Below are 12,791 nucleotides of genomic sequence, written 5' to 3' on the forward strand. Positions count from 1 at the left end.
ACATGTTATACTTTCAACAAGTAAAGAAAGAAAGGAAGGAAGGTTGCAACATGTACAGTATCGACTTAAACAGTGACATGGGTGAGAGCTTTGGCGCATATAAGCTTGGCGGCGATGAAGAGATCATCAAATATGTCACAACAGCAAATGTAGCATGTGGCTGGCATGCAGGCGATCCGATGGTAATGGATAAGGTAGTCCGCATGGCAAAGGAACGTGGCGTTATGGTTGGAGCCCATCCTGGATATCCGGATCTTCTTGGCTTTGGACGAAGAAAGATGGTTCTCTCTCATGATGAAGTTAAGAATTACGTCAGATACCAGATCGGAGCACTGGCTGCATTTACCAAGAGCTACGGAATGAAGCTTCAGCATGTCGCTCCTCATGGAGCAATGGGGAATGCCTGCCAGTATGACGAGGACATTTCCACAGCAATCTGTGAGGCAATCTGCGAGTATGACAAAGATCTGATCGTTTATTACTGTGCAGGAGCAGTTCTTGGTGATATCGCTGAGAGCAGGGGACTTCGTACAGCATCTGAGATTTTTGCAGATCGTGCATACATGGATGATCTTTCTCTTGTAAATTGTTAAAAGAATTATATTGTTATATGATTTCGGAAGTGATATACTTAAACATAAGGAAAACCGTGTGAAATTACAGTTTGCTTTTTGCACGGTTTCTTTTATACATGACAGTTAGTTTGAACTAACAACGGAACGATATGCAAGTACTTTTGATTATACAGAAAGGAATACATAATGCTAATGAATATTTTTGAAGGTATACTGATTCCATTTGTTGGAACAACGCTAGGTGCAGCATGCGTGTTTTTTATGAGAAAAACACTTAGCAAGTTACTGCAGCGTGCACTTGCAGGGTTTGCAGCAGGTATAATGGTTGCTGCTTCAATCTGGAGTCTTCTGATTCCGGCAATTAAACAATCTGAGAATATGGGAACTTTATCGTTTGTTCCGGCAGTTGTTGGGTTCTGGATTGGTATATTGTTTTTACTCGCACTTGATCATTTGATTCCACATCTTCATGTTGGAAGTGATCAGACAGAGGGACCGAAAAGCAAACTTGGCCGTACTACGATGATGGTGTTGGCAGTTACATTACATAATATCCCTGAAGGTATGGCAGTTGGTGTAATGTATGCAGGATTTCTTGCTGAAAATGCACAGATTACAGCAACAAGTGCACTTGCTTTATCACTTGGAATTGCTATCCAGAATTTTCCAGAAGGAGCGATTATATCCATGCCGCTTAGGGCAGAGGGTGAAAGTAAGAGAAAGGCATTTCTGGGAGGCGTACTTTCAGGAGTCGTTGAACCGATTGGAGCAGTAATGACGATTCTTGTCGCACAGCTGGTAATCCCGGCATTACCATATTTACTCAGCTTTGCAGCAGGAGCTATGTTATATGTCGTGGTTGAAGAACTAATTCCGGAAATGTCTCAGGGACAGCACTCGAATATCGGTACGCTTTTCTTTGCACTTGGATTTAGTTTGATGATGATCTTGGATGTGGCACTGGGGTAAGAGGAGAGGGATGATTCTTATGAGAATAAGCAGTTTTATGCTTATATGAAAAAAAATGAAGAAATGCGGATGCAAGGCGAAAAAGGTACAGTGATTGGAGAAAAAAGCATGAAAAATACCGTTGTCAGTATGAATGGTTTTCATGCATTTCTTGATAAGCAAAAAGCATTTCATGAAATATGGCGTGTTTTGAAACCAGGCGGCGATTTCATTGCCTGTTTTTATATCAGGGGAAAGGGTGGTTTTCTCTACCGTTTCAGACGGAGAAAGAGCTGAGAGATATCCTTCAAAAACTATATAAAGAAACGGATATCCATGTTGACGGTTCCATGGTATATTTCCGTTGTGTGAAGTAATGCAATGATGCTGGATTTATAATAAAGTTTCAGACAATAAGTCTGGAACTTTATTTTTGTCTAAATGGATTATTGCCGTCCGTTCAGGTCTGGATAATGCTCGATTCTCATGTTAAGATAATAGAAAAGGTTAGATGAAACTAACACGAAGAAATACCACTATGTGAAAGGAGAAGAAATTTGAATGTAAATGAAATTGCAAGTCTTGGAAGTAATGTGAAGCCTGTGATTCAGAATGAGAATTGCGCTGTTCTTATGTTAAATGATGCGACAGGAGAGGGCGTTATGAAGGTTTACCGGGTAATGCCAGGTGTGATGATTTGTTTTTCAGACATGCACATGGAACAGTGCGCATCTGAATTTGAATTGAAGAATGACAGAAAAATATTCTGTATTGACCACTGCCGGGAGGGAAGAATTGAGATGGAGGTAAAGCCTGGTGTGTTCAGTATTATGCAGGAAAAGGAACTTCGTCTGGATAACAGAGAAAATCATAAAGGGACAACTTATTATCCGTTGAAGCATTATCATGGAGTCAGCATTTTCATGGAAGTTGCGGAAGTTCAGAAGGTACTTGATGAATTGTTTCATGGATTCTCCGTATCCATTGAGGAGCTTCGAAGCCGGTATTGTGCCGAAGAGAAACCTTATGTAATTCGGGGAGATAAGGAACTTGGGGTGATTCTTTCCGGATTTTACCAGAAAAACATGGCTCATCCAGAGCTTGCAAAAGCGAAAGAATATTATCAGATAAAAGTCGTGGAATTATTGTTGTACTTAAACACGATGGCCGTAGAAGACAGGAAGGAAGTCAGACCGTATTATTATAAAACTCAGATGGAAAAAATCAAAGAGATTCATGCAAAGATCACAGGAAATCTTCAGATGCGGTTTACTATGGCAGAATTATCATCTATGTATGAAATCCCACTGACAACTATGAAAAAATGCTTTAAAGAGGTTTATGGAGATTCCATTTATTCCTATCAGAAGAGATACCGCATGAATCTGGCTGCAAATATGTTGTTACAGGATAAGGCGAAAGAAATACAGGAGATCGCCTCCTGTTTAGGATATGAAAATCCGGGAAAATTTTCATCTGCATTTCGAAGTGTGATGGGGTTATCACCTGTAGAGTACAGATTTCGGAAAGGGGAAATATTAGATGGAAAATAGGAAAACATCAGAAAAAAAAGACAGCTGGCTGAAAGTATTGCTTGGCTATACCGAAGGAAGCGGGCAAAGGCTTGGAATATCCGTTATTTTATCTGTTATCAGTATTATCAGTGGACTTATGCCATATTATTGCATTTACCGTGGCATCGATTTGTATATAAGAAATCTGAATCAGGCTCCTATGCAGGAAATTTTAAGATGGTGTCTGTATGCCTTACTCTTTTATATTATAAAAATCGTAAGCTTTTCCGCATCCACATGGATATCACATATAGCAGCCTATCACATATTGGAGGGGTTAAGGCTCCGCCTGACAGACCGGTTTCTGAAAGCACCATTAGGAGATGTGGAAGGGCACAGTATTGGTGAAATCAAGAGCATTATGGTAGAAAAAATCGAAAATATGGAACCACCCATTGCTCATATGATTCCGGAAGGAAGCGGACATATCCTGCTTCCGGTAATCAGCTTTATTGCTTTGCTTACGCTGGACTGGAGGATTGCACTGGCTTCTCTTGTAACCGTTCCATTGTCCATGGTATTTATGACACTTACCATGATAATCAGTGGAAAAAGTTTCACTCAGTACGATGAATCCAATGCACATATGAACAGTACTATTGTGGAATACATAGAGGGCATAGAGGTTATTAAGGCATTTGGCAGGGCAGGAACCTCCTATGAGAAATATGCAAAAGCAATTCTGGATTATAAGCAATTCGTTGTGAAATGGCTGTCTTCCACCTGGATCACCATGAAAATGACATTCGCCCTGTTTCCATCGACACTGCTTGGAACTTTGCCCGTGGGACTGTATCTGACGATGCATGGTCAGTTGACCATATCACAGCTTGTGCTGGCAGTCATGCTGTCCATGTCCATGGTGACATCTTTTGCAAAAATAGAGGTATTCTCTGAAAATCTTCGTGAAATGCAATATAACATCGAAAGTATACAGGATTTTCTTACGATGAAAGAATTGCCGGAGCCTTCTGTATATGCAAATATCAACAGCTATGATGTGAAACTGGAAAATGTGCATTTCTCTTATACCGGTGAGGAAAAGGACGAGGTGTTGCATGGAATTGACCTGACGATGCCGGCAGGAAGTTTTACTGCATTGGTCGGACCGAGCGGGGGAGGTAAATCTACAGTAGCAAGGTTGATCTCAAGATTCTGGGATGTGACATCCGGCGGCATTACCATAGGCGGTGTAAATATTAGGGAAATACCATTGTCACAGCTTTCAGAAATGATCAGTTTTGTGACACAGGATAATTTCCTGTTCCGGTGTTCTATCATGGAAAATATACGTCTCGGCAATCCGACTGCATCGGATGAAGAGGTACGGGAAGCAGCAAGAAAGGCATGCTGCCAGGAGTTTATAGAGAAGCTGCCGCAGGGCTATGATACCCCGGCAGGGGAAGCAGGAAGACGGCTGTCCGGTGGAGAAAAGCAGAGGATTGCCATTGCCAGAATGATATTAAAAAATGCACCAATCATCATTCTTGACGAAGCAACTGCATTTACGGATCCGGAAAATGAGAACAAGATCCAGAAGAGTATAGAAGAACTGACAAAAGGCAAGACATTGCTGGTCATTGCACACAGACTTTCCACAATCACAGATGCAGACAAAATCGTTGTTTTAAAAAATGGCTGTGTAGAAGGGGCAGGAACCCAGGAAGAGCTGCTTCAGAACAGTCCGCTTTATCAGCGAATGTGGCAGGCTCATGTAGGAGCAAGGCACTGGGCGGTAGGAAGTCAGAAAGAAGGTGAAGAATCATGTTTGGCACTGTAAAAAGGATCATTGACTGGTGTGGCAGCTTTAAAAGAAATCTGTATATTGGTTTTGCTTTTTCTTTTTTTTCGGGCTGGTTTGCGGCAATGCCAGTCATATGGGCAGCCAATATGATCGGGAAGCTTGTAGAATGCAAAGGACAGGGAAAAGCTGTCTCAACGGTTTGGATTGGGAAAAGTATCGTGATTCTGCTGTTCTTCATTTTTCTGCGCTTTCTGTTTGATTATCTGAGAGCAAGATTTCAGGAGTCGATCAGTTATGAATTGATTGCCAGAGACAGACTTGCAGTAGGAGATGCACTGAAACGTGTATCTTTAGGATATTTCCAGAATATGAATACAGGCACGATTCTCAATTCCATTACTACTGGCCTTCATACGCTGGAAGGAATGGGAATCCGTATGATTGATAACTTTGTAGGAGGTTATCTGAATTTTATCTGTATTCTTTTGTGGCTTACCTGTATGAACTGGAGAGTGGGGCTGATTGCAGTGACGGGTGCTGCTGTTTCTCTGATATTTCTGCTTATCATTTCAAAGTACAGTACAAGAAATGCACCAATCCTTGCTGCGGCAAACAGAGATCTGACCGGAGCAATCCTGGAATATGCCAGAGGACTTTCTGTAGTAAAATCCTTTGGAAAAGCAGGAGCTTCTATGGAGTCAATGAAAAAAGCATGCAGGGACAGCCGTGACATTAATCTGAAAATAGAATGGGGATATATTCCTTATAATGCACTGCATCTGCTGGCGTTAAAAACAGCAAGTGTGTGTATCGTGATCGCTGCATTTTATCTGGGATTTTCCGGACAGCTGGATTTTACTTATATGATGTTTGTGATTCTGCTGTCATTTCATGTGTTTGGTTCTTTGGAGCCGATTGCAGACTGCGCCCATGTACTGGCTGTCATTGATGATGCCCTGGATCATTTGGATGAATTGACAAAAGAGTCCTTCATTGATGCAGATGGACAGCAGATAGAGATTGCACACTATGATATCGAATTTCGGAATGTAGATTTTTCTTACGGAGAAGGGAGGGAAAGAAGACAGGTGCTCCATAATGTGAATCTGAAAATTCCGGAGTATTCAGTTACAGCAATTGTGGGTCCTTCCGGAAGCGGAAAATCTACAATCTGCAATCTGATTGCCCGGTTTTATGATGCAGACAGTGGAAGTGTTCGTGTGGGAGGACATGATGTGAAAGAATTTACCTGTGACAGTCTGTTATCCAACATTTCCATGGTATTTCAGAATGTATATCTGTTTCATGATACAGTGAGGAATAATATTTGCTTTGGAAAACCGGATGCAACAGAAGCAGAAATGGTCGAAGCGGCAAAGAAAGCGTGCTGCCATGATTTTATTATGGCATTACCGGAAGGCTACGATACTGTCATCGGTGAAGGGGGTGGGAGCCTGTCCGGTGGAGAAAAACAGCGCATTTCCATCGCAAGAGCGATTCTGAAGGATGCACCGATTATTATACTTGACGAAGCGACGGCCAGTGTAGATCCGGAAAATGAACATCTGATCCAGGCGGCTATATCGGAACTTACAAAAGGAAAAACCATAGTAACCATTGCGCACAGACTGGCGACGATTGAACAGGCAGACCAGATTCTGGTGGTGGATGATGGACAGATTATTCAGAAGGGAACCCACAAAGAGCTGGTGGCTGTTCCTGGAAAATATAAAGATTTTGTAGATATCAGAAGCCAGTCGGAAGGCTGGAAAATCGGCTAAGGAGGAACGAAAGACATGGAAGAATCAAGAAAACTATCAGGAAAGGATCTTATTACAATAGGAATCTTCTCTGCAATTTATTTTATGCTCAATCTGGCAGCTATGTTTACTGGATTTGTGCCAGTGTTATGGCTGCTGTTACCGGGCGTGACAGGAATTGTGACAGGAATCCCATTCCTGCTTATGACATCTAAAGTGAGAAAACCAGGGGCAGTACTTATTATGGGAACAATTACTGCATTGCTTTATTTCGTGACTGGTCAGTTTACAGTATTGTTACTGATTACATTTGCTATTGCATGTGTATTGTCAGAACTGTACAGAACTGTGACAAAGTATGATAACAGTTTTACACATATGATGATATCGTTTGTGTTTTTCTGTTATGGAATGCTTGGCTCTCCACTGGCAATATGGGTGTATAAAGACAGTTTTCTGACGCAGATTCAGCAAAATGGAATGTCTGCAGAATATGTCCGATCTTTATCGGGATTGATTTCTACGCCAATGCTGATTATACTTTGCATTTCTCCAGTCATAGGAGGCGTGATTGGAGCGTTGATTGCTAAAGGTTTATTCCGTAAACATTTTAAGAAAGCAGGGATTGTCTGATGAATAAGAGAACAGTCATCAATCATCTTGATCCAAGAGCTGGGCTGTGGCTGCTTTTGATGGCAAATATTGGTATGTTCTGTCAGAAAAATCCTGAGCAGGGGAGTATGCTTTCAGGCATATTTCTCCTGCTTATGCTGGTATATGGACTATATAAAGCGGCAGGTAAAGGTATCGTTTTACTTGTTTCTTTCCACCTTTTACTAATGTATGTATTTCCACAGTGCCCTGCATGGATGAACATGGTGTTTCCAGTTTTAATTAATTATTCATTACGTATGCTGCCATGTTTTTTGGCAGGTTTGTTGCTGCTTCGAACATCGTCCATGCAGAAAATGATCGCTGCCATGTATACACTGTATCTACCACAAGGATTTATCATAGCAATGTCTACGACACTTCGATATTTTCCAGCTTTGAAAGAGGAGTTCGTACATATAAATGCTGCCATGAAACTTCAGAATATTTCATGGGCATCCCGCTTTGAATGTACGTTAGTTCCATTGATCGTGTCTGCAGTCAATACATCGGATGAAATAGCGGCAGCGGCAGTGGCAAGAGGAATCGAGAATCCAGGAAAGAAGACCAGTGAGATAACACTTCACATGGGAATTTCAGACTGGTTGATAATGACTTTGGTAACATTTGGAATTCTTATAGTGGTGATCGCAGGATAAAGAGAATGATAAAGTTTGAAAATGTAAATGTAACAATACAAGGGAAAAGAATTCTGTCAGACGTGAATCTGGAGATACAGGATGGAGAGTTCGTATTGATATGCGGGGAAAGTGGATGTGGAAAAACCACAATGACAAAACTGATTAATGGATTGATTCCACATTTTGTGAAGGATGTCAGCGTAGATGGAACGATTACGGTTTGCGGGAGAAATGTTGCAGAGATGCCTATGTATGAAATTGCAGAGCTTGTAGGGTCTGTTTTTCAGAATCCAAGAACTCAGTTTTTTTATACGAATTCTAATGCTGAGATGGCATTTGGCCTGGAAAACAGAGGCGTGGAACCGGAATATATACGAAAAAGAATTAAGAATACAATAAATGAATTAGATATAGGGAAGCTGGAAGACCGAAATGTATTTTCCATGTCAGGTGGTGAGAAACAGCTTCTTGCATTTGCATCAGTATATGCCATGAATCCGCAGATTTATGTGTTGGATGAGCCGTCAGCGAATCTGGACATAGTAGCGATGGAAAAGCTGAGTGAAAGAATGAAGGTAATTAAGGAGAAGGGACATACTGTAGTTGTGGCAGAGCACCGCCTGGCATGGATCCAGAAATTCGCAGACAGAATTATTTACATGAAAGAAGGACATATAGAACAAGAATTTACGTCAGATGAGTTTAAGGCTTTGCCTGATCTGAAGCGAGAACAAATGGGACTCAGGAGTATCATTTCTGAACAGATACAGATCCCGGAGATTACAGGAAACTCAGAAGACGCAGTACTTCAGGTTTACAACCTTTCATGTAAGAGGAAGAAGCAGATTATTTTTGAAAATATCAGTTTGTCTGCCAGAGAAGGGGACATCATCGGTATTACAGGAGAAAATGGTGCAGGAAAATCTACGTTTTGTAATTGTTTATGTGGCTTGCTTAAACCAATGAATGGTGAGATTCTGTATAAAGGAAAAAAATTATCAGGAAAAGCGAGGACAAAATTATTTGGTATGGTCATGCAGGAAGTAAACCATCAGTTGTTTTCAGACAGTGTAAAAAATGAATGTCTGCTTGCAAATGAAGAGGCCTCTGAACAAAAAATCAGGGAACTACTTGAAAAATTCGACTTAGAAGAGTATGCAGAATGTCATCCGATGATATTATCTGATGGACAGAGACAGAGGCTTGCTATTTGCCAGGCAGTTATGGGTGGAAAAAAACTGCTTATTTTCGATGAACCTACCAGTGGGTTGGATTTTAGGCATATGTGTCAGGTGGAAAAATTGATGAAACAATTGTCAGAAGAAAAATATATTATTATAGTTGTAACACATGACTATGAGTTTATGAATCGAGCTTGTAAGGGGTATATAATGATAAATAGTATGAAATTATGATACTAATGAAGAGCACAGAAATTACAGCGCCAAGTATATGTGTCTGGTCGAATAAAAACTATGAATGAACAGGCGCGCCTACAAAGAGATCAATAACGCAGAATTGCAAAAACAGAGCCGACAGTTGACCTCGGAAAAGATGAAACTCTATGGTGATTACAAAGATGGTCGTATGGAGCGTGATTCGTATAAGCAGAGAACTGAAAAGATAAGTGGACAGCTGGATGAAATCAACCGAAAAATAGAAGATGCGGAGAATAGCAAAAAGCTTCTTGAACAAAATGAACTTTCTGATAAAATAAAACTAAAAGATTTCTTGGGAATTCAGAAGTTCGATACAGAGAAGCTGCGTGAGATTATCAAGGTGATCCGTGTTCATAGTCAGGATGAAATTGAAATCGAATGGAATTTTGACGATATTTTTTCAGAACAGAGATAACTTGAGCAGGACAAGAATGACTTATCAGAAGATAATAAAGGTGCTGGGACTACCTGATGGAAACGTCAGATAGTCTTCGGCAGAAAAAAATAAAATTTTTTTTGTCCTATACTTGACACATCCACATATGCTGAGGCATACGTTTTGCACCAGATGTGCAGAAGCTGGCCTAGATATCAAAGTTTTACAAATGATCATGGGACATAGTGACATAAGCGTTACAATGAACATATACAATCACGTAGATGCTGCAAGAGTACAGAATGAAATAAAAAAGCTTGAAAATGTAATGTAATAATCAGAGCCATTCCCTTTATCGGGCGTGGCTCTTTTATGACAATTTTTGTGACAAATGAAAGAAAATAGATGCAATCAGACGAAATATTGTTTTTCATGGAAATGCTGAAAATCCTTGTAAACAAAGGGCTCTTGATATATGATGAAACAAGTCGAAGCCCGTTGTTGCTTTTTGTGGTGGAAAGCGGTGGATCAAAAATCCTGGTATAAATAATATAAGAAGAAACGGTAAAGCAGAGAATGTTCCTGGCAGGCTTATGCTTGCCGTTTTTTTATTTCTGTCGTTCCCATACCTGGCCGATCGGGAAGGACGGAGTGGATTCTGCAAGAAAGTCTTCCAGCGCATTTTCGAAGAATTCCACGGCACGTTTGCTGGTGGACTTTGGATATTTATGCTTGATCTTATAGCAGACACGGTTTGGCGGCGTGTTTTTCAGTTCACTGATAAAAAGAGGCCGGTAATGGGAAAGCTCCAGGATCACAGACTGTGGTGCGATCATCCAGTTTCCCGGTTTTTTCCAGAGACGGTCCAAAAGTGTGATGGTATCTGCCGCAATGTGAGGCCTGGAAGCGGAGGAAAGCCAGCGGTCATGCCAGATCTGATAATTGTCATCCCAACTTAAAAACAGCTCCAGGGATGGATCCAGCTCATCGGTATGTATTGCCGGAGCCGGAATCACTGGCTGATCCGATTGTATCAGATAAAGCTTTTCTTCGAAGATTTTCTCTGTTATGATATTCTTGTAATGCAATTTGTGGTAGACAAATCCGATATCAATGCTGTGTTCTCCAAGAAGACCGTAGAGCTCTGAAGAGTGATGGGACTCGATGTTCAGGTCCAGCTTGGTCTGCTCATTTAAGATCCTGTCATACAGTGGTGCGAAAACAGCTACGTTCAGGCTGTCTGTACAGCCGATGGTAAGCAGCAGGGAATCCTGATTGCGCTGCAGCTCCATAGTTTCCTTCCAGAGAGACATCCAGCGTTCCGCAAGGATGATAAAATCCGTTCCCTTGGCAGTCAGTTCCACCTGCTTGTGGCCTTTCTGACGGATCACAAGGGGAAAACCCAGTTCGTTCTCCAGAGATGTGAGCCGGTGGCTGACAGTAGGCTGGGAAAGAAAAAGAAGATCCGCTGTACGGGTGATGCTCTTGGTATTTACAATGGTGAGAAAGGTTTCGACTTCAGCAAGATTCATATGAACAGCTCCTTTTCTTTTGTGTTGTCTATAGGGTGGTTTAAGCTTTGATAATATAAAAATTATTTATATTATACAGAGAAATTATTCGTTATTCAATAGTAAGCTTGTATGATATGATAAATACAATTAAAAAAGAAAATCAAAAGAAGAGAGGTTTTCATATGGCATTAGGATGTAGAATCAGACGAAACTTTGAAAGACCGTCAAAAGAATTAGTAGAAGCCTTCCGTGGAATTCCGGTTGCAAATATTGATGATAACTGTGGAAGGATCGCTGCCGTAGATTCCAGCATTTTCCCGCTGAACCCGAAGGCAAGACTTCTGGGAACTGCATTTACAGTAAATGCACCGGCAGGAGATAACCTTCTGTTCCATAAAGCACTGGATATGGCTCAGCCGGGAGATGTTATCGTTCTTGCAAACAGAGGAAGCCTGAGCAGAGCACTTTGCGGTGAGATCATGAGCAACTACGCAAAATCCAGAGGAATCGCAGGAATCGTTATCAATCCTGGTGATATCATTGTAGGAGACTCAGACGGACTTCTGGCAATCAGACCGGATGAGCATACAGCAGAGCGGTACTCAGATCGTTGGCCAGTATGCTCTTGGTCTTCTTCTTGAGATCTGCTCTCACTATGGCCATCATGATGAGACTGTTAAGTCCGGTAAATGGGAGAATAATGATGACTGGTGCTACTGGGATTATCCGATGATCGAGCTTTACGGAAAGACTGCCGGTATCATTGGCCTTGGAAGGATCGGTCAGGCTACTGCTAAGCTGCTTAACGCTCTGGATATGAAGGTTCTTGCTTATGATGCTTATCAGAGTGAGGCTGGTGCCAAGCTTGCGGAGTATGTTTCTCTTGATGAGCTGTTTGCACAGTCTGATGTGATCTTCCTCCACTGCCCGCTTTTCCCGGAGACAGAGGGTATGATCAATAAAGAGAATATTGCGAAGATGAAGGATGGAGTTATCCTTATCAACAACAGCCGTGGTCAGCTTGTTGTTGAGCAGGATCTGGCAGATGCTCTGAATAGTGGGAAGGTTTATGCTGCTGGTCTTGATGTTGTTTCTACTGAGCCGATCAAGGGGGATAATCCACTTCTCAAGGCTAAAAACTGCATCATCACTCCGCATATCTCCTGGGCTGCTCAGGCTTCCAGACAGAGGATCATGGATATCACGGTTGATAATATCAAGGCTTTTCTGGATGGTAATACGGTTAACAGAGTTAACAAATAGATTTTTTTCGGTGTTTCGATTTCCTATGTATGATGTGTGAGGAAAGGACGGCTGTCTCGCTTTTTGGGGTGGCCGTCTTTTTCTTTGTGTGGTGGATGGAATGAACCGTACGCCGGAGATGTGGCAGCGGTACGGGCAGGGCTCCGTCGGCGGATACTGCTAAGGCTCCGGAAATCGGCTAAAAACATTGAGACAGGGGCAGAACTCGCCTCTGGCTCAGACAGCAGCCCCTGTCTCAATAACGCCGATCCCCGCAGCCTAAGCAGTATCACACCTCCTCCGCAGCAGCCCATACCGCTGCCACAT

At 41.8% G+C, this 12,791-nt stretch carries 13 protein-coding genes and 1 pseudogene; 13 read left to right on the top strand and 1 reads right to left on the bottom strand.

The features are described from left to right. Positions 1 to 50: 50 nt before the first annotated feature. From V9W66_RS15395 to V9W66_RS15445, 11 genes are all read left to right on the top strand, one after another. A complete protein-coding gene (locus V9W66_RS15395) occupies positions 51 to 593 on the top strand; it encodes a LamB/YcsF family protein (RefSeq protein WP_330575385.1) in 543 nt (180 codons plus the stop codon). 168 nt (positions 594 to 761) lie between these two features. Continuing rightward, complete coding sequence (locus V9W66_RS15400; protein WP_207705791.1) at positions 762 to 1,544, top strand: ZIP family metal transporter; 783 nt, start codon at positions 762 to 764, stop codon at positions 1,542 to 1,544. 45 nt (positions 1,545 to 1,589) lie between these two features. Continuing rightward, positions 1,590 to 1,820: a class I SAM-dependent methyltransferase gene (locus V9W66_RS15405; RefSeq protein WP_144094482.1), complete on the top strand. Its 231-nt coding sequence runs from the start codon at positions 1,590 to 1,592 to the stop codon at positions 1,818 to 1,820. A gap of 260 nt (positions 1,821 to 2,080) precedes the next feature. Further along, positions 2,081 to 3,076 carry a helix-turn-helix domain-containing protein gene (locus tag V9W66_RS15410; RefSeq protein WP_144094480.1) on the top strand — a complete coding sequence of 332 codons (996 nt, stop codon included), beginning with the start codon at positions 2,081 to 2,083 and terminating at the stop codon, positions 3,074 to 3,076. Beyond that, on the top strand, positions 3,066 to 4,877 hold the full coding sequence (locus V9W66_RS15415; protein WP_144094478.1) for an ABC transporter ATP-binding protein: 1,812 nt from the start codon (positions 3,066 to 3,068) through the stop codon (positions 4,875 to 4,877). The genes V9W66_RS15410 and V9W66_RS15415 overlap by 11 nt, the downstream gene beginning before the upstream one ends. Next, a complete protein-coding gene (locus V9W66_RS15420; protein WP_144100607.1) occupies positions 4,862 to 6,622 on the top strand; it encodes an ABC transporter ATP-binding protein in 1,761 nt (586 codons plus the stop codon). The genes V9W66_RS15415 and V9W66_RS15420 overlap by 16 nt, the downstream gene beginning before the upstream one ends. A gap of 15 nt (positions 6,623 to 6,637) precedes the next feature. Continuing rightward, positions 6,638 to 7,234, top strand: coding sequence for an MptD family putative ECF transporter S component (locus tag V9W66_RS15425; RefSeq protein WP_144094476.1), 597 nt, complete (start codon positions 6,638 to 6,640; stop codon positions 7,232 to 7,234). Continuing rightward, entirely contained in the window at positions 7,234 to 7,911 is a 678-nt protein-coding gene (locus V9W66_RS15430; protein WP_144094474.1) for an energy-coupling factor transporter transmembrane component T, read from the top strand. Before V9W66_RS15425 ends, V9W66_RS15430 begins: the two co-directional genes overlap by 1 nt. Before the next feature lie 5 nt (positions 7,912 to 7,916). After that, a complete protein-coding gene (locus V9W66_RS15435) occupies positions 7,917 to 9,308 on the top strand; it encodes an ABC transporter ATP-binding protein (protein ID WP_144094472.1) in 1,392 nt (463 codons plus the stop codon). A 124-nt stretch (positions 9,309 to 9,432) separates the two neighbouring features. Continuing rightward, positions 9,433 to 9,747 (top strand): hypothetical protein, encoded by a 315-nt coding sequence (locus V9W66_RS15440; RefSeq protein ID WP_243121768.1) that lies wholly within the window; start codon positions 9,433 to 9,435, stop codon positions 9,745 to 9,747. A gap of 127 nt (positions 9,748 to 9,874) precedes the next feature. Continuing rightward, entirely contained in the window at positions 9,875 to 10,042 is a 168-nt protein-coding gene (locus V9W66_RS15445) for a tyrosine-type recombinase/integrase (RefSeq protein ID WP_144094470.1), read from the top strand. A gap of 274 nt (positions 10,043 to 10,316) precedes the next feature. Here the strand turns inward: V9W66_RS15445 and V9W66_RS15450 are convergent, their stop codons facing one another. Continuing rightward, positions 10,317 to 11,240: a LysR family transcriptional regulator gene (locus V9W66_RS15450; protein ID WP_144094468.1), complete on the bottom strand. Its 924-nt coding sequence runs from the start codon at positions 11,238 to 11,240 to the stop codon at positions 10,317 to 10,319. A 164-nt stretch (positions 11,241 to 11,404) separates the two neighbouring features. Between V9W66_RS15450 and V9W66_RS15455 the strand changes: the two genes are divergently transcribed. After that, positions 11,405 to 11,863, top strand: coding sequence for a hypothetical protein (locus V9W66_RS15455; protein WP_144094466.1), 459 nt, complete (start codon positions 11,405 to 11,407; stop codon positions 11,861 to 11,863). After that, positions 11,805 to 12,485, top strand: a pseudogene (locus V9W66_RS15460) (NAD(P)-dependent oxidoreductase); the annotation flags it as partial. The gene V9W66_RS15455 and the pseudogene V9W66_RS15460, both read left to right, overlap by 59 nt. Between the last annotated feature and the right edge of the window lie 306 nt (positions 12,486 to 12,791).

The organism is Blautia massiliensis (ex Durand et al. 2017) (assembly GCF_051861785.1).
Classification (GTDB): Bacteria; Bacillota; Clostridia; order Lachnospirales; family Lachnospiraceae; genus Blautia_A; species Blautia_A luti_A.

What these genes read in the sequence shown, in the direction of transcription:
- V9W66_RS15395 (WP_330575385.1), top strand. Translation starts at nt 51, where the DNA reads ATGTACAGTATCGACTTAAACAGTGACATGGGTGAGAGCTTTGGCGCA.
- V9W66_RS15400 (WP_207705791.1), top strand. Translation starts at nt 762, where the DNA reads ATGCTAATGAATATTTTTGAAGGTATACTGATTCCATTTGTTGGAACA.
- V9W66_RS15405 (WP_144094482.1), top strand. Translation starts at nt 1,590, where the DNA reads ATGAAAAAAAATGAAGAAATGCGGATGCAAGGCGAAAAAGGTACAGTG.
- V9W66_RS15415 (WP_144094478.1), top strand. Translation starts at nt 3,066, where the DNA reads ATGGAAAATAGGAAAACATCAGAAAAAAAAGACAGCTGGCTGAAAGTA.
- V9W66_RS15420 (WP_144100607.1), top strand. Translation starts at nt 4,862, where the DNA reads ATGTTTGGCACTGTAAAAAGGATCATTGACTGGTGTGGCAGCTTTAAA.
- V9W66_RS15425 (WP_144094476.1), top strand. Translation starts at nt 6,638, where the DNA reads ATGGAAGAATCAAGAAAACTATCAGGAAAGGATCTTATTACAATAGGA.
- V9W66_RS15430 (WP_144094474.1), top strand. Translation starts at nt 7,234, where the DNA reads ATGAATAAGAGAACAGTCATCAATCATCTTGATCCAAGAGCTGGGCTG.
- V9W66_RS15435 (WP_144094472.1), top strand. Translation starts at nt 7,917, where the DNA reads ATGATAAAGTTTGAAAATGTAAATGTAACAATACAAGGGAAAAGAATT.
- V9W66_RS15445 (WP_144094470.1), top strand. Translation starts at nt 9,875, where the DNA reads ATGCTGAGGCATACGTTTTGCACCAGATGTGCAGAAGCTGGCCTAGAT.
- V9W66_RS15450 (WP_144094468.1), bottom strand. Translation starts at nt 11,240, where the DNA reads ATGAATCTTGCTGAAGTCGAAACCTTTCTCACCATTGTAAATACCAAG.
- V9W66_RS15455 (WP_144094466.1), top strand. Translation starts at nt 11,405, where the DNA reads ATGGCATTAGGATGTAGAATCAGACGAAACTTTGAAAGACCGTCAAAA.